The organism is Kribbella sp. NPDC049174, from assembly GCF_043197365.1.
Lineage (GTDB): Bacteria > Actinomycetota > Actinomycetes > Propionibacteriales > Kribbellaceae > Kribbella.
In genome coordinates, this window is sequence record NZ_JBICSZ010000008.1 from 353,562 (window position 1) to 374,293 (window position 20,732).

Genomic DNA, 20,732 nt, shown 5'->3' on the forward strand with positions numbered 1-20,732 from the left:
ACACGCACCGAGCGCTCAGCGGACCACACCAGTCGACCGGTGGATCACTCGGCTGCGACGAGCGGTCGAATCCTCACGACGAGCGGTACGGCGACTGCGGTAACCCTCTGTCGACGTCCACGGCCTCGGGGGTGTGGAGGCGGACCATGCTGCGGGCGGTGCCGGCCGGGATCTTGTCGGGGGTCAGCTTGGACACCACGATCACGGTGATGAAGGCGAGTGGCATCGTCCACGCGGCCGGCTGACCGACGAGTGCTTGCGGCCAACCGCTCTCCGGGCCGCCGATCACGTTGCTCAGCGCCGCCGCACTCGCCGCGACCCCGCCGACGACGAGCCCGGCAGCGGCGCCGGTCGTGGACATCCGCCGCCACCAGATCCCCAGCACCAGCAGGGGACAGAAGGTCGACGCGGCCACGGCGAACGCGAGCCCGACCGTGTCCGCGAGACTCAGCGACCCAGTCAGCAGGAACGCGAGGTACGGCACGCACATCGACAGCAGCGCCGCGATCCGGAAGCTGTTCACCGCGACATAGTCACCACCGGTCCACCGGTGCAACCTGCTCCGCAACAGGTCCTGGTCGATCACTCCCGCGATCGCGACGGTCAACCCCGACGACGTCGACAGGAATGCTGCGAACGCACCCGCAGCGACCAGTGCACCGAGCAGATCCCCTGCTGTACCAGGGAAAATCCGCCCCGGCAGCTCCAGTACGACGGTATCCGCGCCACTCCCGACCAGGTCCGCGGCGAACGTCCTTCCGAGAATGGCGTACATCGGCGGGAACAGATAAAACGTCCCCAGCAACGCCAGTACGACGACCGTCGTACGACGGGCCGCCCGGCCGTCCGGGTTCGTGTAGAAGCGGACGAGCACGTGCGGCAGCCCCATCGTTCCGAAACAAAGGGCCAAGAGCAACGAATAGGTCGCGTACAGCGGATGGTCGCGCCCGTCCGCGGTGGACAGCGGCTCGGCCCAGGCCGCCCCGGCGCCCTGCAGCGACTCGAGTACGCCGACCGGATGCTCGGCGGACCGCCAGGCGATCAGGATGACGAAGACCGGCAGGGCCAGGGCAGTGAGCTTCAGCCAGTACTGGAAGGCCTGGACGAAGGTGATCGAGCGCATGCCGCCGGCCGCGACGTTGATCACCACGATCACCGCAACGACGGCAGCGCCGACATTGGGTGGTGCGCCGGTGACCGTTTGCACGGTGAGGCCCGCGCCGTGGAGCTGGGGCAGCAGGTAGAGCGTGCCGATGCCGACCACCAGCCCGGCGCAGATCCGTCGTACGACGGCCGACTCGAAGCGGGTCTCGGCGAAGTCGGGCAACGTGTACGCACCCGATCGGCGCAGCGGTGCGGCGACGAGCACGAGCAGCATCAGGTAGCCGACCGTGTACCCGACGGAGAACCAGAGCATGTCGGCGCCGTTCACCAGCACCAGCCCGGCAACCCCGAGGAACGATGCCGCCGACAAGTATTCGCCGCTGATCGCGGACGCGTTCCAGCGCGGCGTGACCACCCGGCTGGCGACGTAGAAGTCGCTGGTGGTGCGGGAGATCCGCAGCCCGAACAGGCCGATCCCGATCGTCGCGACGATCACCAGCCCGATCCCGATCAGACTCGTTGCCGGTGACATTTAGTGCCGCCCGGTGGGGATGGTTTGGCGCTTGCGGCGCCCAGGCACGCACCTCGCGGCACTTGAGGGGCATCCACGATGAAACACCGCATCGAGGACGCCCCTCAAGCGCCCCGATGCACGCACCTGAACACCGCAATCACTCAAACCCTCCCCACCGGCCGGCACTACTGTTGCCGCCCCACGAACTCGGTGAACTCGGCCTCGATCCGTTCGGCGTTGCGGACGTAGAGGCGGGCGGCGACGTACACGACCGGGTAGACCACGATGCCGAGGATCACCCAGGGCAGCGGCAGGCCGAAGACATCGAACGTGCGGGTGGCCGGGACGAGTGCGAACAGCAGCGGGATACCGCCCAGGATGACGGCGGCACCGCCGATGACGGCGAGGGCGAGACGGAGCTGGGACTGGATCAGCGAATGCATGTAGACCTCGCCCAGCCTGGTCTGCTCGTCGATCTCGCGGGTCCCGGTCGGGATGATCGGGCGGCGGGCCGCGCTGGTTCGCGGGCTGGTCACCCGCACGCGTCGAGGTACGCGGGTCTCCTCGGGGCCCTCCGGCGTACTCATCTCATCCGCGCAGTGACGTCGACCGGACCAGGAGGTCGCGGAGCTCACGGGTGTGGCGACGGCTGACCGGCAGCCAGTCGCCGCCGACGCGGACCGCACACCGGCCGCCGTCGACGCGCATCTCGTCCACGTGCGCGAGGGCGACCAACGTACTGCGGTGGATCCGGGTGAACCCGGCGTCGCCCCAGCGTTCCTCCAACGTGCTGAGCGGGATGCGGACCAGGTGCGAGTTCTGCCCGGTGTGCAGGCGGGCGTAGTCGCCCTGCGCCTCGACATAACGCACTGTCGAGCGTTGGACGAACCGGGTGACGCCGGCCAGCTCGACCGGGATCACCTCGTCGTCGGTCTCGTCGGGCGACTGCAGCGCGGCCGGCGCGCCCGCGGTCACCACCCGGCGGACCGCCTCGGACAGCCGGTCGGCCCGGACCGGCTTCATCACGTAGTCGATGGCTTCGAGGTCGAACGCATCCACCGCGTGTTCGTCGTACGCGGTGACGAAGACGATCTGCGGGCGCGGCTGGCGGAACTTGGACAGCACCCGGGCCAGGTCGATCCCGTCCAGGCCGGGCATCTTGATGTCGCAGAACACCACGTCCAGGTCGGCGGCCTGCAGGATCTTCAGCGCGTCCGGACCGTTCGAGGCCGTCCTGATCTCCCCGATCCGGTCGTCCTGTGACAGCAGGTACACGAGCTCGGCCAGGGCAGGCTCCTCGTCGTCCGCGACCAGCGCGCGCAGGGGAGTGTCGGCCATGGCCACACACTAATGCCAAGGAATCGGGCAGCCGAGATCGAGAACGGCAAATGGAGTTACTGTCGTCCGGGGGGATCGATGAGCTGAGGTGGCCAGGATGGCTGAGCCGAACGGGCTTTCGATGCCACTGGGGCGGACGGACCTGTCCGTCTCCCGGCTCGGCATCGGGGCGATGGTCTGGGGTGACATGTCGGCCGCACCGCGGTGGAATCCCGCGCGGAACGTCTACGGCCCGACGAGCACTGCCGAGGAGCAGCGAGCGGCGCTGGAGGTGAGCCTGGCGGCCGGTGTGAACCTCATCGACACCGCGGCGATGTACGGCAAGGGTGCGTCCGAGCGCAGGGTCGGTGAGCTGACGGCGGGCCGGGACGTCGTGGTGGCGACCAAGTTCCCGTTCGGCTTCTTCTCCCGGACAAGCAGTCTGCCCGCCACGCTGGACAACAGCCTCGCCCGGCTACGGCGTACGACGATCGACCTGTATCAGGTTCACTACCCGTTCCGGTGGATGTCGATCCCCACGCTGATGGACCTGATGGCAGACGCCGTCGAGGCGGGGAAGATCAGGGCGGTGGGCGTGAGCAACTACAACGCCGAACAGATGCGCGCCGCCCACGCCGCGCTGGCCCGGAGAGGCCGGGTGCTCGCCTCCAATCAGGTCCAGTACTTGCTGCTCCACCGCGGCCCGGAGACCGACGGCGTCATCGATGCCTGCCGGGAGCTGGGGGTGACCCTCATCGCCTACATGCCGCTGGCCTCGGGAGCGCTCACCGGCAAGTACTCGGCCGACAGCCAACCGGCCGGATGGCGGCGCCGCAGCAGCTCCTTCCGCAACGAGAACCTGGCGAACCTGGTCGGCCTGCTGGGCGAGATCGGTGGCCGCCACGACCGGAGCCCCAGTCAGGTGGCCTTGCGGTGGTTGATCCAGCAGGACGGGGTGCTGCCCATCCCTGGCGCCAAGAACCCGGCCCAGGCGGCGCAGAACGCCGGAGCGCTCACCTTCACGCTGGACGAAGCGGAAGTCGAGGCGCTCAGCCGGGCCAGCGGGTGAAGGTGCCGCCGGGCACGCTTCCACGCTGGTTCAGGACAGCAGGTGCGGAGCGTGGTCGGGCTGGTGCTCCCAGCGGACGCGGCTCGCGCCGAAGCCCGCAGCGTGGACGCCTTCGTGGCCGAGCGGGCGCCGACAGTAGTAGTGCGGCGAGTAGAGGTCTCGGCAGGAGTCCTGGTACGTCGTGTAGGCGAACTCGAGGTCGAGTCGGTTGTCACTGCTCATGAAAGGTCGCTCTCGTCACGGATTGCCTTCCCAGCAGTATGACCAGCGAGTTGTTACCGGCACGTTTCGCCGCGGTCACGACTCTGCGCCCGCGGACGGCGACGGGAGCCGGGCCGTGACCCCGCCCCCGTCGGCCTGCCGGTTACTTGATCAATCCGTGCGGGTTGAGCACGTACTTGCGCGCCGCGCCCTGGTCGAACTGGCTGTACCCCTGCGGTGCCTCGTCCAGTGGAATGACCGTGGCGTTCACGTTCTTCGCGATCTGCGTCCGGTCGTGCAGGATCGCCTGCATCAACTGGCGGTTGTACTTCATCACCGGGCACTGCCCGGTCATGAACGACAGCGACTTGGCCCAGCCGAGTCCCAGCCGGATCGACAGCGAGCCGGTCTTCGCGGCCTCGTCGGTCGCACCGGGATCGCCGGTGACGTAGAGGCCGGGGATACCGACCGCGCCGCCGGCGCGGGTGACGTCCATGACCGTGTTCAGCACGGTCGCGGGACGCTCGGTCCGGGCGTCGGTGCCATGGCCGTGTGCCTCGAACCCGACCGCGTCGATCGCGCTGTCGACCTCCGGCACCCCGAGGATCCGCTCGATCTGGTCCTTCGGATCACCCTCGGAGACATCGATCGTCTCGCAGCCGAAACTGCGGGCCTGCTCCAGCCGTTCCTTCTGCAGGTCGGCGACGATCACCACTGCCGCGCCGAGTAGGAAGGCCGACGTGGCCGCGGCCAGGCCGACCGGCCCGGCGCCCGCGATGTAGACGGTCGAACCGGTCCCGACGCCGGCCGTGACGGCACCGTGGTACCCGGTCGGGAAGATGTCCGACAGCATCGCCAGGTCGCGGATCTTCTCCAGCGCCTGGTCCTTGTCGGGGAACTTCAGCAGGTTCCAGTCGGCGTACGGCACCAGCGCGTACTCCGCCTGGCCGCCGACCCAGCCGCCCATGTCGACATACCCGTACGCCGACCCCGGCCGGTCCGGGTTCACGTTCAGGCAGACGCCGGTCTTGCCCTCCTTGCAGTTGATACACCGCCCGCAGGCGATGTTGAACGGGACCGACACCAGGTCCCCGACCTTGATGAACTCGACGTCGGGGCCGACCTCCGCCACCTCACCGGTGATCTCGTGGCCGAGCGCGAGCCCGGACGGTGCCGTCGTCCGGCCGCGGACCATGTGCTGGTCGCTGCCACAGATGTTGCTGGCCACCACCTTGAGGATCGCGCCGTGCGGAATCTGCCGGCCCACGTTCGCGGGGTTGACCCCTGGACCGTCCTTGAGCTCCAGACTCGGGTAGTCGATCGTCTCGACCGCCACGTCGCCTGGACCCTTGTAGATCACTGCCCTGTTACCTGGCACGAGCAAGCGCTCCTCTCCAGGAGGCTCCACCGCAGAACGCCATGGAGCCGTGCGAAACCGCTTCGCGGGCTGCGATCGCCCCTGAGAAGGCGATCCAGTCGTCGCCTGCCCCGCCCAGGTGAATCCCGTACCAACAGCGATGCTCCCGCGGAGGTGCAAGGCCAACGCCATCAGGGGATTGCTTTCGACGCTAGTCCGCCCCACTACCACCGTCAACGCGAGACGGCGTGCACTCCTGAGGAGTATTTGGGCACGCGGAAAGTCACCTTCGTGCCCGCGTCGACGGCGGTCTCCACGACCAGGCCGTACGCGTCGCCGTACACCTGCCGGAGCCGGGCGTCCACGTTGCCGAGGCCGACCGAGTCGCTGCCCGACTCACCGGACAGCGCGGCCCGGATCACCTCGGGGTCGCTGCCGGCGCCGTCGTCCTCCACGCTGATCTCGGCCTCGTTGATCCGGTCCTGGGCCCGGATGGTGATTCGGCCGACCCCGGTGGTGCCTTCCAGTCCGTGCCGTACGGCGTTCTCCACCAGCGGCTGTACGACGAGGAACGGGATGACCACCGGCAGTACCTCGGGGGCGATCAGCAGCGACACCTTCAACCGGTCCCCGAACCGGGCCTGCTCCAGCACCAGGTACCGCTCGACGTTGCGCAGTTCGTCGGCCAGCGTGGTGAACTCGCCACCACGGCGGAGCGCATAGCGGGAGAAGTCGGCGAACTCCAGCAGCAGCTCACGCGCCCGCTCGGGGTCGGTCCGCACGAACGACGCGATCGCGGCCAGCGCGTTGTAGATGAAGTGCGGGCTGATCTGCGCCCGCAGCGCCCGCAGCTCGGCCTCCATCGCCCGGGTGCGCTCCCGGTTGAGCTCCGCCAGTTCCACCTGGCCCGACACCCAACGGGCGACCTCCTCGGTCGCTCTGACCAGTGCGGCGGACGACTTGATGCTGTAGGCGAGCAGTACGGCGACCACCCGCTCCTCGGTCACGATCGGGGCGACGACCGCCGTACGGATCGGACACTGCGGATCGCCACAGGCCACGTCGTGGGCTCCCAGCACCGCCGTACGCCCGGTGCGGAGAGTGGGAGCGGCGAGAGCCTTCGCGTCGCCCCGGTGGTTGCTCTCGTAGGGTCCGCCGACCCCGTCCCAGGCCAGTACGCCGGACGAGTCGCAGATGGCGATGGCCGCCGTACCAAGGAGGTCCCTGAGGTGGCGGCTGGCTTTGCCGGCCGCGGCGGGGGTCAGGCCCTCGCGCAGGTGCGGAGTGGCCAGCGAGGCGGTATGCAGAGTCGCGTACGTCGCCTTGTCAGCCAGAGTCCCGAAATGCTTCCGCCGTCGTGCGAACACGTGTCGACGGTAACCGGTCAGCCCTCCGCGCGTGGCCTGAACGCCTCCAACGCCTCTGTGTCGGAGTAGTTGGAGAGGAGGTACTCGGCCACCCAGGCCTCCCGACCGGGGTACGACGACTCCGCGACGATCCGCTCGGCGGCCTTCGTACTGTCCAGGGCCGACCGCCGGAGCTGGACCCCGTCTGGCGTGACCAGAGCCCAGCTCGGGCCAGGAGCGCCGTACGGCATCCCGACGCTGCCCGCGTTGACCACCAACCGTCGATCGACCTGCCGCGCGAACGGCATGTGCGTGTGCCCGCAGACAACCGTGCGGACCTCGTCCGGCAGCGTGCTGAACACCTGAGCCCACCGTGAGATCGGACTGTCCACCAAGACCATCTCTTCGTCATCCCGCGGCGTCGCGTGGCAGTACAACGCATCGCCGATGGTCACAGTGGTGGGCAACGAAGCCAGCAACTCGACCTGATCCGCTCGCAACTCCCGCGCCGCCCACGGACTCACCGCATCGGGCGGCTCCTGGTCGAACTCCCCCCGAGCCATCTCCACCAGCTCCCGATCCGCGTTCCCCCGAACCCACACCACCCGCTCCCCGAGCGAGCTCAACCGATCCAGCGTCTCCACCGGCAACGGCCCACTGGCGATATCCCCCGCCAACACCACCCTGTCGGCCGACTGGACGTCGCCCTCCGCCAACACCACCTCCAGCGCAGGCAAGACCCCATGAACATCCGCCAGCACAGCAACCGTCGCCATGCCGCCAGTCTGCTCCAAAACCTCCAACCCAGCCGACCTGTCTGCTACCGGCAGATCAGGTGCCGATCTCCGTCGCCTTGTCGACGGCGATCGGGGTCGCGAGTTCACAGTCGGGCGTGGCGAGGTTACAGCGGATGATCGCGCGCTCGACCCCGGTTTCCTCGCCCTGGCCCTTGCCGACGGCGACGATCAGGACGTGCTGGTCGTCCTCGGCAACGATCTGGTGGAAGCAGCCGTTCCACTCGCGGATCAGCTTGCCGGTCCGGCTGTCCACGGCGGCCTGGACTCCGTTGCAGTAGCCGTCGCCGTACGCCGGTCCGCCGACCGCGGTCAGCGTGTCCGGAGCGAAGCCGGTCAGCATGTAGTCACAGCCTCGGGAGAACTGCTTGCCGGTGTCGACCTCGACCACCGAGGAGCAACTGCCGCGGTCGTTGATCAGGCTCACCGACGCAGCGACGCGGCCGTCGGCCGAGACGGCTGACGGCGAGGACACGGTGTTGACGAGGGTGCCTTTCGACGCGCCGGGCACCCAGCTGTACAGCTTCCACGCGCCGGTGTCGTCGTTGTCCGCGCGGTAGTAGACCTTGCCGTCGACGTAGGCGAGCACTCGGAGATTCCAGGCGTCCGGCAGCTTCAGCGACTGCACCGAGCCGCCCTCGCCGACCGTCTCGGCGTACAGGATGCCGCCCTTCTCCTCCGCACCGAGCGAGCTGATCCGGCCGGCCGCGTACGCCGCCGCCGACTGATCGCGGGTCGTCACCAGCGACGACACGTCGGGTGTTCGCCGGACCTCCGAGTTGTGGATCTTCAGCAGTTCGGTGCCCGAGTCGCCCTTCGTGACGACAGCCAACACCCCGGTGTCCAGCCGGCCGATCGCGATGACACCGCCGGTGCCGGGGATCTTGATCGCGTCGCCGGATCCGCCGCGGACCTCGCGCCCGAACAGGTACGGGATCGCGGGTTCACGGCCCTTGCTGAGCTTGTGGATGTCCACCGTGACCTTGGCCGGGCCGGTGGACGTCGGTGGGGCACTGGTCGGCTTCGCGGTCGGGGTCGGCTTGACGGGCGTCGGTGTCTTCGACGGTGTCGGCGACGGTTTGGGGGTGGGCGAGGGGGAGCCGGTCAAGGGGGCGGCGTCGGCGGTGGCGTTCTGGGGGCCTTGCCGGTAGGCGAAGGCGGCGCCGATGGCTACTGCGGCTACTGCTACTGATGCGACCAGGATGACCAGGCGCCTGTTGTTGTTCCGCATCAGCGGACTCCTAACTCACGATCCGAGCAGCAGGGGCTCGGGGGACAAAGGCGTGGCCAGTTCGCACTGGCCGGTGCTGACCGTGCAGCGCACCACGGCCGAGCGGGACTGAGGCTCTTGGCGGTCGGGCCACAGCAGCAGGAGGTGGTCGTCGTCCTCGGCGACCGCGCCGCGTAAGGACTTCGCGGTCCACTCGCGGAGCAGCTTGCCGGTCTTGGTGTCGAGGGCCGCCGTCCGCGGTTCGCCGTACGGCTCCCCGCCGTTGGGTGCCGGACCGGCGCTCCTCGCACTGCGGAAGTACACGAACCGGTCGATCACCGCGATCACCCGCAGGTCGTAGGCCTTAGGACGGGCCAGTACGGCGGTAGGCCGCGTGCCGGGCTCCTGGAAGTACACCTTGCCGCCGGCCTCGCCCAGGGAGTACCGCCCGCCGGACGCGTAGGCGGCGTACTTGCCGTCGGCACTCGTCGCGAGGGAGTCGACGCCCTTGAACCGGTCGACCACTTTGCCGGTGTAGTCCTGGATCACCAGCGAGCTGCTGGTTGCACTAGCGACCTGCACAGTCAGTGTGGTGTCCCAGAGATGTGCAGCGGCCTCGATCGCCACAGTGCCGGGCACCTTGACCGGAGTGCCGACTCCACCGAGCACTGTGCGCCCGCGGACGTAAGCGACCGCAACCGCGGCCACCACCGCCGCCAACGGCCGTTTTCTGGTCGTCACCCGTGCCTCGTCCATCCCCGTTGAGACGCTCCGAAGACCCGGTTTGTTCGCTCCGAAACGCCGTACTGTTCGCTCCGGCGAACGAGTCGCAGGACGCATCGAGCATAATTGCGCCATGGACCAGCCAGAGCGGATCGGCCGGTACGCCCTGGTCCGCCGGGTCGGTGCCGGGGGTTTCGCGACCGTGTGGCTGGCCCGGGACGAGCAACTGGACGCCGAGGTCGCGGTCAAGATCCTGTCCGACAACTGGATCGAGGACGACGACGTCCGGCGCCGGTTCCTGGCCGAAGGACGGTTCCTCCGCAAGGTCGACTCGCTGTACGTCGTGGGGGTCCACGACATCGGGGAGACCGAGGACGGACGCCCGTACATGGTCCTCACCTATGCCGACGGCGGCACGCTGGCGGAGCGGATCAAGGCCGGTCCGCTGGAGCTCGGCGACGCGGTCCGCATCATCACCGAGGTCGGCAAGGGCCTCAAGCACCTGCACGCGCGTGGCGTCCTGCACCGGGACGTGAAGCCGGCCAACGTGCTCTTCCGGTCCGAGCCGCCGGGCGACCGCGCGATGCTGTCCGACCTGGGGCTTGGCAAGTCCTTGGCCGAGGTCTCGAGGATCACGATGCCCGGCGGCACCCCGTCGTACGTCGCGCCGGAGCAGGTCAGGGGTGAACGCCTGGACCACCGGGCAGACCTGTACTCGCTCGGAGCGGTCGCGTACGCCGCTTTCACCGGACAGGCACCGCACGGCGTGGCCAGCCTCGGTGCGGTGATGCAGATCGACTCACCGCCGCCGTCCATGACGACTCTCCGCGCGGACGTCCCGGACGCGATCGACGTCGTCGTACGACGCGCACTCGAGCCGGACCGGGACAAGCGGTGGCCGGACCTGGACAGCTTCCTCAACGCGCTGCGAGAGGCCCACGCGACCGGCAAGATCCCGCCTGGTCTGGTGCCCGCCGAAGAAATGCCTACCCCCACCGCACCGACAGGCCGCGTAGACCAGGCCACAGCCCTTGCCAGCGACAACCAGTTGACCGTCGCCACACCCCCGCGGCGGCGTGGGCGCTCCCGCGTGATCGCCGCGCTCGCCGCCGTCCTACTCGCTGCCGGCGGCGGCTACGGCGGCTACCAGTTCGTGCTCACCCGACCGGTGAAGGTGGAGTACGAGCAGCTGTCCGTCGAGGTGCCACGGGACTGGTCACAGAAGGCCGAACGGACTGAAGGGCCGGCGCTGCTGGTCAGCACCAACACAGCGGATTGGGGCAAGTCCACGGACGTCGATGGCGTGTACATGGGCCTCGTGAGTGGAACCACCTTGCCGACCACCACCACGCCGCCGCCCGGCTGTGACACGGTCCAAGGCGAGCCGCAGGAAGTTGATGGTCGGAAGGCGATCCTGTTCCGTTACCCCTGCCCGCGAGGGCACTTCGTTTTCGAGCGGTTCATCCAGTACCCCGATGGCAAGCTGCTGCAGGTTCAGGTGCGTGATGACAACGCCCGCCACCGGCAGGACGTGCTGGACTCGGCGTCTTACGTCCCCTCAGGCGGCTAAGGCACAAGCGACGTCAGGGATGAGATGGATGCTTTGTGCATCCGGGGGATGACGTTGAGGGTGTTGGGGTCTGAGCCGTAGAGGTGTGAGGCGGACTCGTAGACCAGGTACGCGGTGCCGTTGTACTCCGTGATGCCCTCGGTCATGCTCGGGGCGCGGAAGCAGCTCAGCGCGGCCGCGTCCAGGTCCTTCTGGCCGCGTTTGACCACGTAGATGTTGCTGCGGTTGGTACGCCCGTACGACGTGCTGTAGATGAAGTGGTTGGCGGTCACCGTCAGACCCTGCGTCTTGGTCGGCACCTCCCACGCACCGGCGACAGTGGTCAGTGTCCCGTCGGCGGCGATCTTGTACTCGTACATGATTCCGCGACCCGTCTCATTGAACGAGCCGGAGAACAACGAGTCGCCATAGCTGCCGATGAACGACGACGCGGCCACGTCGCGCGCAGTCCCGACCTGCGTGAGGTACGGCGTACCAGCGGCTTTCATCGCATCCCGCAACGCGGTCAGGCTGTACTTGCGAATGCTGCTGCCCTGACCGGACACGAATGCCCAGCCTTTGCTCACGGTGATGCCGCCGACATGGGACTCGGCGATAGCGACCACACCGACGGTCGAGCCGGTGGACGGGTCGATGCCGTAGATCTGTGAGTCGGCGCCGGTGCGGTAGGACGCGACCAGCAGCAGGTTCTTGCCGGAGCCGTCCCAGTTGTACCAAGTGCCGGCACCCTGCGGGGTGTGGGTGCTCAGGTTGGGGATGCTCGCGCTGTTGCTGAAGCGGGCGTCGTACTTGTAGGAGGCGGACGGTCCGTCGTAGAAGGTCGAGCCGCCGCTGGTGGCGGTGTCACAGCTGATCGCGGCACTGGCCGGCAGTGCTGTGGTGAGGCCGGCGGTGAGCGCGGTGGCGGTCGTGATGAGGGCGGTGAAAATGGCGAGTGGGCGTCTGGCCATGATGAGGATCCTCTGAGGTTGGGCGGAAACCTACGAGAACTCCAGAGTAGATCGTCAATGAGTAACGCGCGAGGGCGAACTGGGCGTCGGCTCCGCGAACGGACGCCGTACGGTAGGCGCATGACCGATCTGTCCGCGGCGATCGACCGCGTTCTGCCCAGCGTCCGTGCCGACCTCGAGGACCTCATCCGGATCCCTTCGGTCAGCTACGAACCGGCCCGTGCGGCCGACGTCCAGCGCTCCGCCGAGGCGACCGCGGCGCTGTTCGAGGCCGAGGGATTCACGGTGAAGATCGTCCGGGCCGGCGACGGTGCGCCGGCAGTGATCGCGAAGAAGGCCGCACCGCCCGGGCAGCCGACGGTGCTGCTGTACGCCCACCACGACGTCCAGCCGACCGGTCCGGTCGAGCAGTGGACGTCGGACCCGTTCGAGCCGACCGAGCGCGGCGACCGGTTGTACGGCCGGGGCGCGGCCGACGACAAGGCCGGGATCGCCGCCCACCTGGCCGCCGTACGGGCCTTCGGCAACGATCTGCCGGTGGGTGTGACGGTGTTCGTCGAGGGTGAGGAGGAGATCGGTTCGCCGACCCTGCTGCAACTCCTGGACGAGTACTCCGACGAGCTGGCCGCCGACGCGATCGTGATCGCGGACTCCGGCAACTGGGACATCGGCCAGCCGGCGCTGACGGTGTCGCTGCGCGGTCTGGTCGAGGCGTACGTCGAGGTGCGCACGCTCGACCACGCGGTCCACTCCGGTCTGTTCGGCGGCCCGGTCCCGGACGCGCTGACCGCGTTGTGCCGGCTGCTCGCCACCCTGCACGACGACAAGGGTGACGTCGCCGTGGACGGCCTGCACGCTTCCCGGGCGGCGGACGTGGAGTATCCGGAAGACCGGCTGCGCGCAGAGTCGAGTGTGCTGGACTCGGTCCGGTTGACCGGCTCGGGTTCGCTCGTCGACCGTCTGTGGACTCGCCCGTCGATCGCCGTACTGGGCATCGACGCACCGTCGGTGGCGGAGGCCAGCAACACGCTGGTGCCGGTCGCGCGGGCCAAGGTGAGCCTGCGGGTCGCGCCCGGCGATGATGCGATCAAGGCCAGCGTGGCGCTGCGCGATCACCTGGAGCAGAACGCTCCCTGGGGTGCGCAGGTGACCGTGACCGAGGGCCAGACCGGTCAGCCGTGCAGCGTGAACGCGCGCGGCGCCGGATACGAAGCGGCCCGGTCGGCCTTCCAGGCCGCATGGGGTGTCGCGCCGATCGACATGGGAATGGGCGGTTCGATCCCGTTCATCGCGGAGTTCCAGCAGACCTTCCCGCAAGCCTCGATCCTGGTCACCGGGGTGGAGGATCCGGACACCCGCGCCCACGGGATCGACGAGGGTCTGCACCTGGCCGAGTTCACCAAGGTCTGCCTCGCCGAGGCTCTCCTGCTCCAGAACCTGGCCAAGGACTCTTGACCGGGCTTTCCGGCGACCCAGTGTTTGGCATAGGTTTCGGCGAGTGAAGATCGCAGTCGTACGGGAGACCAGACCGGCCGAGCGCCGGGTCGCGCTGGTGCCGGAACAAGTCGCGAAACTCATCGAGCTCGGCTACGAGGTGGCGGTCGAGCCGGCCGCCGGCGAGCGGGCGCTGTATTCCGACGATCAGTACCGCGACGCCGGGGCCGAGGTCGCCTGGGGTGCGGACCACGCGGCCACGATCGTGGCGTCGGTGCAGCCCTTGGAACGCGAGCGTCTGCAACGGCTGCACGCCGGTACGGCGCTGATGTCGTTCCTGCCGACGAATCCGCCGGATGTGGTCCGGTCCGCTACCCGGGCCAAGCTGACCCTGTTCGCGATGGAGCTGATCCCGCGGATCTCCCGGGCCCAGTCGATGGACGCGCTGTCCTCGCAGGCTCTGGTCGCCGGGTACCGCGCGGCGATCGTCGCGGCCGAACGGCTGCCGCGGTTCTTCCCGCTGAACATGACCGCGGCCGGTACGGTCCCGCCGGCCCAGGTCCTCGTCCTCGGCGCCGGAGTCGCCGGACTGCAGGCGATCGCTACCTGCAAGCGCCTCGGCGCCGTGGTCAAGGCGTACGACGTCCGCACCGCCGCCGCCGAGGAGATCGCGTCGATGGGCGCCGTACCGATCGAACTGGAACTCGGCACCCTCGACGGGCCTGGCGGGTACGCCCGCGAGATGACGCCGGAACGGGCCCAGTTGCAGCGTGAACTGCTCACCCCGTACGTCGCCGCCGCGGACGCCCTGATCACGACAGCCGCCGTACCCGGCCGAACCGCGCCGATGCTGGTGTCGCGGTCGATGGTCGAGCAGATGAAACCCGGCTCGGTCGTCGTCGACCTGGCCTCCGAGCAGGGCGGCAACGTCGAGGGCTCGGTCGCCGGGACCGAGCTGACCATCGGCGACGCCCTGGTCTGGGGCGGTGCGAACGTACCGAGCCAGATGGCGGGACCGGCCAGTCGGCTCTACGGTCAGAACATCACCAACCTGATCCGGTTGATGACCCGCAACGCGGCGTTCGATCCTGACTTCGACGACGAGATCGTCCGTGGCTGCTGCGTCACCCACGACGGCAGCGTGCTGCACGAGCCCACCCGCGAGCTCCTGGAAGGCATGGCATGACCGAGTCCATCGCGTTGCTGACGATCTTCGTGCTGGCCGCGTTCGTCGGCGTCGAGGTGATCAGCAAGGTCTCCTCGACCCTGCACACTCCGCTGATGTCCGGGGCGAACGCGATCCACGGCGTCATCCTGGTGGGCGCCATCATCGTCACCGGTCAGGCGGAGTCCGCGATCGTGGTGGTCGTCGGGCTGCTGGCCGTCGTCCTGGCGACCGTGAACATGGTCGGCGGGTTCGTGGTCACCGACCGGATGCTGGAGATGTTCAAAGGCCCGGGGGCACGCAAGAAGGAGCTGCAGAAGTGATCCCCACCTGGGCCCAGATCGGGTATCTGGTCGCCGCGGTCTGTTTCATCGTCGCGCTGAAGGCGCTGTCCTCGCCGCGGTCCGCCCGGGCCGGTAACGCGCTCGGCGCGGCCGGCGCGGTGCTCGCGGTGATCATCACCTTCATCGCCTACAAGCCCGACCACCTGGTGCCGATCCTGATCGCACTGGCCGTCGGCACCGTCGGCGGTGTGGTCGGGTCGCGCCGGGTGCAGATGACCCACATGCCGCAGCTCGTTGCCCTGTTCAACGGTGTCGGCGGTGGCGCGGCCGCCCTGGTCGCGCTGATGGAGCTCGGCGAGGTGCACGAGGGTCAGACCGTCGCCGCGATCGCGACCGCGTTCACCGTCCTGGTCGGCGCGATCAGCTTCTCCGGCTCGATCGTGACGTTCGCCAAGCTGCAGGAGCTGATGACGACCCGGCCGGTGACCTTCCCCGGTCTGCCGGTCCTCTTCATTGCCTCGGTCATCGGCGGTATCGCCCTGGCCGGCTGGCTGGTCTCCGACCCGCGCGTGTGGGTCGGCGTACTGCTCTGCCTGGTCGGTCTCGCGGTCGGCGTGATGCTGGTGCTGCCGGTGGGCGGCGCCGACGTACCGATCGTGATCTCGCTGCTGAACGCGTTCACCGGTCTGACCGTCGCGGCCGGTGGTTACGTGCTCGGCAACACGCTGCTGCTGGTGGCCGGCACGCTGGTCGGCGCGGCCGGTACGTTGCTGACCAAGCTGATGGCCGACGCGATGGGCCGCTCGGTCTTCAACATCCTCTTCGGCGCGGTCCGGGGCGGTTCGACCCTGGGCGGCGGTACGGCGTCCGAGCGGCCGGTCATCTCCGGTGGCGCGGAGGACGTGGCCATCCTGCTCGGGTACGCGAACAAGGTCATCATCGTGCCCGGGTACGGCCTCGCGGTCGCCCAGGCGCAGCACACCCTGCGGGACCTGGTCGAGGAGCTGCAGGGCCGGGGTGTGAAGGTCGACTACGCGATCCACCCGGTCGCCGGCCGGATGCCGGGCCACATGAACGTGCTGCTGGCCGAGGCCCAGGTCCCGTACGAGCAGCTGCGTGAGATGGACGACATCAACGGCGACTTCAAGTCCACCGATGTCGTGCTCGTGGTCGGCGCCAACGACGTGGTGAACCCGGCCGCCCGCAACACGCCGAGCGCCCCGATCTACGGGATGCCGATCCTGAACGCCGACGAGGCGCAGCGGGTCATCTTCCTCAAACGTTCGATGCGCCCCGGTTTCGCCGGTATCGAGAACGAACTCCTCTACGACCCGCGAACCACCCTGCTGTTCGGCGACGCAAGGGACTCCCTGACCAAACTCCTCGCCGCCCTCAAGACGGTCTGACCACTGATTACGATGTCAATGGCGCGGGTGTCATTGCTAAAGGGCGCGAACTAAAGCACGCCCAGCACCCGTTGGCAAGCGATTGGCACCATCCTGCCGGTACGACGGCCCAGCGGTACAGACCGGATGTGGTCGCCGGAACCCCTGCCGGGGCAGGCGTTCCGGCCCCGGGCGACGTACCGGAGAATTCCCCGGATTTCCGTCGCCAGGGAATTTTGGATCAGACCCAGCCGCGTTTGGCGGCGGCCACACCCAATTCGAATCGGCTGGCCGCGTCGAGGCGCTCGGAAAGATTTGCGGTAATTCGGCGGGCGGTGCGCAGGGAAATACCGAGTAAACGGGCGACCTGTTCGTCTTTCGCGCCGCCGGCGAGCAAACGTAATACCTCGGCCTCGTGCGGGGTGAGCGGGGTGTTCTCGTCCCGGTCCTCGGGGGCGAACATCTCGGTGGCGCGGGACCAGTAGGCGTCGAACAGGGCCAGGGCGACCGAGACGACGGCCGGGGTGCGGTGGATCACCGCGCCGGCGGTCGGGTTCTCCGGGTCCATCGGCATGATGGCGATCTCCTGGTCGAAGATCAGCAGCCGCATCGGCAGGGTCGGGGTGGCGCGCACCTCGCCGCCGAGCCGGTGCATCGTCGCCGCGTACTCCACTGCCTGCTTCGACGAGGTCATGCTCTGCAGGTAGACGGTCCGCATCTTCAGGCCGCGTTCCAGCAAAGTGAAGTCCGGTGACCGGTCCACTTGGTGGATCGTGTCGTCGATGTGGGCCGGCACCAGGCCCCAGAACGTCTCCCGGGCCTTCAGCGCGAGCTCCTCGATCCGGCGTGACGCGTTCGCCCGGCCCTTGAGCAACTCCACGTCACCACTGCTACGTGCGGTGAGGAGTTCGTTGTACTGCTCGGCGACCACCTCGGCGGAGGCCTCGGCCTCCTTGAGCTCGCCGAGCATCTTGTTCAGCTCGGTCCGGCGCCGCTCGGCCAGGCCGGTCAGTCCCACCCGCGGGTGGACCGCGTGCTCCGACTCCGGGTTGGTCCAGGTGGGGACCAGCAGTTCGAGCCTCCGGAGCCGGTTCAGCACCTCGTGGACTTCGGGGACCGAACGATTTAGTAGCGCGGCAATCTGCTCCGGCGTACTGTCTGGGTGGCTGAGCAGGGCGTGATAGACCGCAAAGGTGGCTTCGTCCACCCCCAGCGGCTCGAGCACGATCCCTCTCCTCCAGAAACTTGTCGGAACCGACCATATACAGAGTGCGTCGACAATGAGCACTCAATTGGTGGTTTCGGATTATTTCTGAAAGGACTACCGGTGATCAAGAAGTTGCTGACCGTGGTCGGCGTTGCCCTACTTCTCGTCCTGGCTGCCCCGACGACGGCGTCCGCCGGTGGCAGCGACCACCCCTGCGTGGCCTGCTGGTAGTCCACCGGGATCGGTGGTGGCGGGAGGGCCGGTCCGCGTCCCGTAGACTGCTGCCGTGGCTCGTGGCGATGGTCGGCTCACCCATGATCTTGACCCGCAGGATCTCGGACCGCAGGACGCTTGTGGCGTCTTCGGGGTCTGGGCACCGGGGGAAGAGGTCGCCAAACTCACCTATTTCGGGCTCTACGCTCTGCAGCACCGCGGGCAGGAGTCGGCTGGCATCGCGGTCAGCAACGGCAGCCAGATCCTCGTCTACAAGGACATGGGGCTGGTCAGCCAGGCGTTCGACGAGGCGACCCTGGCGTCGCTGCGCGGACATATCGCGATCGGGCACTGCCGCTACTCGACCACCGGGTCGAGTGTGTGGGCCAACGCGCAGCCGACCTTCCGGTCCACCGCGACCGGGTCGATCGCGCTCGGTCACAACGGCAACCTGACCAACACCGGCGAACTGGCCGCCAGCCTGAACGGCGGCGGCGACCTCGATCTCGGGCTGGACGTCGAGGTCGAGCACGCGAAGGCGAACGCCAAGCACAGCGCCTCCTCCGACACCGACATCCTCACCTCGATGCTGGCCGGCTACCCGGACCTCACCATCGAGGAAGCAGCGGCGAAGATCCTGCCGAAGGTCAAGGGCGCCTACAGCCTGATCTTCATGGACGAGAACACCCTGTACGCCGCCCGCGACCCGCAGGGCATCCGCCCGCTGGTGCTGGGCCGGCTCGAGCGTGGCTGGGTGGTCGCCAGCGAGACCGCCGCGCTCGACATCGTCGGCGCCTCGTTCATCCGGGAGATCGAGCCCGGCGAGATCGTCGCGATCGACGCCGAGGGGCTGCGCTCGACCCGGTTCGCCGAGGCGGACCCGAAGGGCTGCCTGTTCGAGTTCGTCTACCTGGCCCGCCCGGACACCCAGATCTCCGGCCAGCGGATCCATTCCACCCGGGTGGAGATCGGCCGCCGGCTGGCCCGCGAGCACCCGGCCGAGGCCGACCTTGTCATCGCCACCCCGGAGTCCGGCGTACCGGGCGCGATCGGGTACGCCGAGGAGTCCGGCATCCCGTACGGATCGGGCCTGGTCAAGAACGCGTACGTCGGCCGGACCTTCATCCAGCCCAGCCAGACCATCCGCCAGCTCGGGATCCGGCTCAAGCTGAACCCGCTGCGCGAGGTGATCGAGGGCAAGCGGCTGGTGGTGGTCGACGACACGATCGTCCGCGGTAACACCCAGCGCGCGGTGATCCGGATGCTTCGCGAGGCCGGCGCGAAGGAGATCCACGTCCGGATCACGGCGCCGCCGGTGAAGTGGCCGTGCTTCTACGGCATCGACTTCGCCAGTCGCGCGGAGCTGATCGCGAACGGCCTGAACACCGAGGAGATCTGCCGCTCGCTCGGCGCCGACTCGCTCGGCTACATCAGCCTGGACGCCCTGGTCGAGTCCACCACGGTGCCGAAGGAGCGACTCTGCCGTGCGTGCTTCGACGGGGTCTACCCGGTCGCGCTGCCGGATCCGGAGCAGCTCGGCAAGCACCTGCTGGAGCTGCCGGTGGCCACCGATGTCGACGGCCTGGCGACGGTCTCCGGCGGTGCCGGCGCGGCCGACGCCCTGAGCCGTCCGTAGTCATTCGATCTGACCGGCGGACGCCGTACCGAGGAGAAGAACGTGAGTGAAGGGGCGAGCTACGCCGCCGCCGGAGTCGACATCGAGGCCGGTGACCGGGCCGTCGAGCTGATGAAGGAGTGGGTGGCGAAGGCGACCCGCCCCGAGGTGGTCGGCGGCCTCGGCGGGTTCGCCGGGCTGTTCGACGCGACCGCGCTGACGTCGTACCGGCGGCCGCTGCTGGCGACCTCGACCGACGGCATCGGCACCAAGGTCGCGATCGCGCAGAAGCTCGGCAAGCACGACACGATCGGGTTCGACCTGGTCGGGATGGTCGTCGACGACCTGGTCGTGTGCGGTGCCGAACCGCTGTTCATGACCGACTACATCTGCACCGGCAAGGTGGTCCCGGAGACGATCGCGCAGATCGTGAAGGGGATCGCCGAGGCTTGCGTGGAGGCCGGTACGGCGCTCGTCGGCGGCGAGACCGCCGAGCACCCGGGCCTGCTGGAGCCGGACGAGTACGACGTGGCCGGTGCGTCGACCGGTGTGGTCGAGGCTGACGAGGTGCTCGGCGCGGAGCGGGTGCGCGCGGGCGACGTGGTCGTGGCGATGGGCTCGTCGGGCCTGCACTCGAACGGGTACTCACTGGTCCGTCACGTGTTCTTCGACCGGGCGAAGTGGTCCCTGGACCGCGAGGTGCCGGAGCTGGGCGCCACCCTCGGCGAGGTGCTGCTGACGCCGACCCGGGTGTACGCCAAGCACTGCCTGGAGCTGATCCAGGAGCTGAACGGCGAGTTCGAGGGTGACGCGAAGCCGCTGCACGCGATGTCGCACATCACCGGCGGTGGGTTCGCGGCCAACCTGGCCCGCGTCATCCCCGCCGAGCTGTCGGTCCGGATCGACCGCTCCACCTGGACGCCGGCGCCGATCTTCGGCCTGGTCGGGCTGCTCGGCGACGTCGCGCTCCCCGAGCTGGAGAAGACGCTGAACATGGGCGCCGGCATGGTCGCCGTACTGGATCCGTCGGCGGCCGACGCGGCCGTCGCGGCGCTGGCCGCGCGGGACATCCCGGCCTGGATCTGCGGTGAGGTCAGCCAGACTGCCGGCGGCACCGTCACCCTCGAGGGCACGTACGCCAAGTAGGCCGCCGCGGGTCACTGCCAGCCGCACCGGCCGGGCGTTTACCGGCATCGCTGATCAGTGCCAGTAGGTCCCCAGCGGCCCGCCTGCTGGTTGAGGGCAGGCGGAACCGCCACGGCTACTGCTGGTGT

Annotated in this window: 19 protein-coding genes; 8 read left to right on the top strand and 11 right to left on the bottom strand. The window is 68.7% G+C overall.

Annotated elements, in window-relative coordinates; all coding sequences use genetic code 11:
- Nucleotides 1–73: 73 nt before the first annotated feature.
- The 3 genes from ACGFIF_RS33675 to ACGFIF_RS33685 all read right to left on the bottom strand — a co-directional run bounded on the left by ACGFIF_RS33675 (nucleotide 74) and on the right by ACGFIF_RS33685 (nucleotide 2,956).
- A complete protein-coding gene (locus tag ACGFIF_RS33675; RefSeq protein WP_393160126.1) occupies nucleotides 74–1,636 on the bottom strand; it encodes a cation acetate symporter in 1,563 nt (520 codons plus the stop codon).
- A gap of 167 nt (nucleotides 1,637–1,803) precedes the next feature.
- Nucleotides 1,804–2,205 (bottom strand): hypothetical protein, encoded by a 402-nt coding sequence (locus ACGFIF_RS33680; RefSeq protein WP_393160127.1) that lies wholly within the window; start codon nucleotides 2,203–2,205, stop codon nucleotides 1,804–1,806.
- 1 nt (nucleotide 2,206) lies between these two features.
- On the bottom strand, nucleotides 2,207–2,956 hold the full coding sequence (locus tag ACGFIF_RS33685) for a LytR/AlgR family response regulator transcription factor (RefSeq protein WP_393160128.1): 750 nt from the start codon (nucleotides 2,954–2,956) through the stop codon (nucleotides 2,207–2,209).
- 97 nt (nucleotides 2,957–3,053) lie between these two features.
- Here ACGFIF_RS33685 and ACGFIF_RS33690 point away from each other — a divergent pair, with 97 nt between their 5' ends.
- Nucleotides 3,054–4,004: an aldo/keto reductase gene (locus ACGFIF_RS33690; protein WP_393160129.1), complete on the top strand. Its 951-nt coding sequence runs from the start codon at nucleotides 3,054–3,056 to the stop codon at nucleotides 4,002–4,004.
- A 30-nt stretch (nucleotides 4,005–4,034) separates the two neighbouring features.
- Here the strand turns inward: ACGFIF_RS33690 and ACGFIF_RS33695 are convergent, their stop codons facing one another.
- From ACGFIF_RS33695 to ACGFIF_RS33720, 6 genes are all read right to left on the bottom strand, one after another.
- A complete protein-coding gene (locus tag ACGFIF_RS33695; RefSeq protein WP_393160130.1) occupies nucleotides 4,035–4,226 on the bottom strand; it encodes a hypothetical protein in 192 nt (63 codons plus the stop codon).
- 142 nt (nucleotides 4,227–4,368) lie between these two features.
- On the bottom strand, nucleotides 4,369–5,583 hold the full coding sequence (fdhA, locus tag ACGFIF_RS33700; RefSeq protein ID WP_393160131.1) for a formaldehyde dehydrogenase, glutathione-independent: 1,215 nt from the start codon (nucleotides 5,581–5,583) through the stop codon (nucleotides 4,369–4,371).
- A 212-nt stretch (nucleotides 5,584–5,795) separates the two neighbouring features.
- Entirely contained in the window at nucleotides 5,796–6,929 is a 1,134-nt protein-coding gene (locus ACGFIF_RS33705; RefSeq protein WP_393160132.1) for a histidine kinase, read from the bottom strand.
- Nucleotides 6,930–6,946: 17 nt separating this feature from the next.
- A complete protein-coding gene (locus ACGFIF_RS33710) occupies nucleotides 6,947–7,684 on the bottom strand; it encodes a metallophosphoesterase family protein (protein ID WP_393160133.1) in 738 nt (245 codons plus the stop codon).
- 55 nt (nucleotides 7,685–7,739) lie between these two features.
- Entirely contained in the window at nucleotides 7,740–8,933 is a 1,194-nt protein-coding gene (locus ACGFIF_RS33715) for a hypothetical protein (protein ID WP_393160134.1), read from the bottom strand.
- A gap of 15 nt (nucleotides 8,934–8,948) precedes the next feature.
- Complete coding sequence (locus tag ACGFIF_RS33720; RefSeq protein WP_393160135.1) at nucleotides 8,949–9,653, bottom strand: hypothetical protein; 705 nt, start codon at nucleotides 9,651–9,653, stop codon at nucleotides 8,949–8,951.
- A gap of 115 nt (nucleotides 9,654–9,768) precedes the next feature.
- Here ACGFIF_RS33720 and ACGFIF_RS33725 point away from each other — a divergent pair, with 115 nt between their 5' ends.
- Complete coding sequence (locus tag ACGFIF_RS33725; RefSeq protein ID WP_393160136.1) at nucleotides 9,769–11,205, top strand: serine/threonine-protein kinase; 1,437 nt, start codon at nucleotides 9,769–9,771, stop codon at nucleotides 11,203–11,205.
- On the opposite strand, the gene ACGFIF_RS33730 is transcribed toward ACGFIF_RS33725, so the two are convergent.
- Entirely contained in the window at nucleotides 11,202–12,155 is a 954-nt protein-coding gene (locus tag ACGFIF_RS33730; protein WP_393160137.1) for a hypothetical protein, read from the bottom strand. The genes ACGFIF_RS33725 and ACGFIF_RS33730 overlap by 4 nt on opposite strands.
- A 120-nt stretch (nucleotides 12,156–12,275) precedes the next feature.
- On the opposite strand from ACGFIF_RS33730, the gene ACGFIF_RS33735 reads away from it, so the two are divergent.
- From ACGFIF_RS33735 to ACGFIF_RS33750, 4 genes are read left to right on the top strand one after another with little or no spacing between them, the layout of a single operon-like run.
- Nucleotides 12,276–13,610: a dipeptidase gene (locus tag ACGFIF_RS33735; RefSeq protein WP_393160138.1), complete on the top strand. Its 1,335-nt coding sequence runs from the start codon at nucleotides 12,276–12,278 to the stop codon at nucleotides 13,608–13,610.
- A 43-nt stretch (nucleotides 13,611–13,653) separates the two neighbouring features.
- Nucleotides 13,654–14,775, top strand: a complete 1,122-nt coding sequence (locus ACGFIF_RS33740) for an NAD(P) transhydrogenase subunit alpha (RefSeq protein ID WP_393160139.1) — start codon at nucleotides 13,654–13,656, stop codon at nucleotides 14,773–14,775.
- Entirely contained in the window at nucleotides 14,772–15,077 is a 306-nt protein-coding gene (locus ACGFIF_RS33745; RefSeq protein ID WP_393160140.1) for an NAD(P) transhydrogenase subunit alpha, read from the top strand. The genes ACGFIF_RS33740 and ACGFIF_RS33745 overlap by 4 nt, the downstream gene beginning before the upstream one ends.
- Nucleotides 15,074–16,444, top strand: coding sequence for an NAD(P)(+) transhydrogenase (Re/Si-specific) subunit beta (locus ACGFIF_RS33750; protein ID WP_393160141.1), 1,371 nt, complete (start codon nucleotides 15,074–15,076; stop codon nucleotides 16,442–16,444). Before ACGFIF_RS33745 ends, ACGFIF_RS33750 begins: the two co-directional genes overlap by 4 nt.
- A gap of 220 nt (nucleotides 16,445–16,664) precedes the next feature.
- On the opposite strand, the gene ACGFIF_RS33755 is transcribed toward ACGFIF_RS33750, so the two are convergent.
- Nucleotides 16,665–17,648, bottom strand: a complete 984-nt coding sequence (locus ACGFIF_RS33755; RefSeq protein ID WP_393160142.1) for a helix-turn-helix domain-containing protein — start codon at nucleotides 17,646–17,648, stop codon at nucleotides 16,665–16,667.
- A gap of 268 nt (nucleotides 17,649–17,916) precedes the next feature.
- On the opposite strand from ACGFIF_RS33755, the gene purF reads away from it, so the two are divergent.
- Together purF and purM are read left to right on the top strand one after the other, a co-directional pair.
- The gene (gene purF / locus ACGFIF_RS33760; protein WP_393160143.1) at nucleotides 17,917–19,479 is read left to right on the top strand and encodes an amidophosphoribosyltransferase; all 1,563 of its coding nucleotides are present in this window, start codon (nucleotides 17,917–17,919) and stop codon (nucleotides 19,477–19,479) included.
- Between the two features lie 42 nt (nucleotides 19,480–19,521).
- On the top strand, nucleotides 19,522–20,604 hold the full coding sequence (gene purM, locus ACGFIF_RS33765; RefSeq protein ID WP_393160144.1) for a phosphoribosylformylglycinamidine cyclo-ligase: 1,083 nt from the start codon (nucleotides 19,522–19,524) through the stop codon (nucleotides 20,602–20,604).
- Nucleotides 20,605–20,732 lie beyond the last annotated feature (128 nt).

Excerpts from the sequence above, each read along its gene's own strand:
- ACGFIF_RS33675 (WP_393160126.1), bottom strand. The coding sequence starts at position 1,636 with ATGTCACCGGCAACGAGTCTGATCGGGATCGGGCTGGTGATCGTCGCG.
- ACGFIF_RS33680 (WP_393160127.1), bottom strand. The coding sequence starts at position 2,205 with ATGAGTACGCCGGAGGGCCCCGAGGAGACCCGCGTACCTCGACGCGTG.
- ACGFIF_RS33685 (WP_393160128.1), bottom strand. The coding sequence starts at position 2,956 with ATGGCCGACACTCCCCTGCGCGCGCTGGTCGCGGACGACGAGGAGCCT.
- ACGFIF_RS33690 (WP_393160129.1), top strand. The coding sequence starts at position 3,054 with ATGGCTGAGCCGAACGGGCTTTCGATGCCACTGGGGCGGACGGACCTG.
- ACGFIF_RS33695 (WP_393160130.1), bottom strand. The coding sequence starts at position 4,226 with ATGAGCAGTGACAACCGACTCGACCTCGAGTTCGCCTACACGACGTAC.
- ACGFIF_RS33710 (WP_393160133.1), bottom strand. The coding sequence starts at position 7,684 with ATGGCGACGGTTGCTGTGCTGGCGGATGTTCATGGGGTCTTGCCTGCG.
- ACGFIF_RS33715 (WP_393160134.1), bottom strand. The coding sequence starts at position 8,933 with ATGCGGAACAACAACAGGCGCCTGGTCATCCTGGTCGCATCAGTAGCA.
- ACGFIF_RS33725 (WP_393160136.1), top strand. The coding sequence starts at position 9,769 with ATGGACCAGCCAGAGCGGATCGGCCGGTACGCCCTGGTCCGCCGGGTC.
- ACGFIF_RS33730 (WP_393160137.1), bottom strand. The coding sequence starts at position 12,155 with ATGGCCAGACGCCCACTCGCCATTTTCACCGCCCTCATCACGACCGCC.
- ACGFIF_RS33735 (WP_393160138.1), top strand. The coding sequence starts at position 12,276 with ATGACCGATCTGTCCGCGGCGATCGACCGCGTTCTGCCCAGCGTCCGT.
- ACGFIF_RS33745 (WP_393160140.1), top strand. The coding sequence starts at position 14,772 with ATGACCGAGTCCATCGCGTTGCTGACGATCTTCGTGCTGGCCGCGTTC.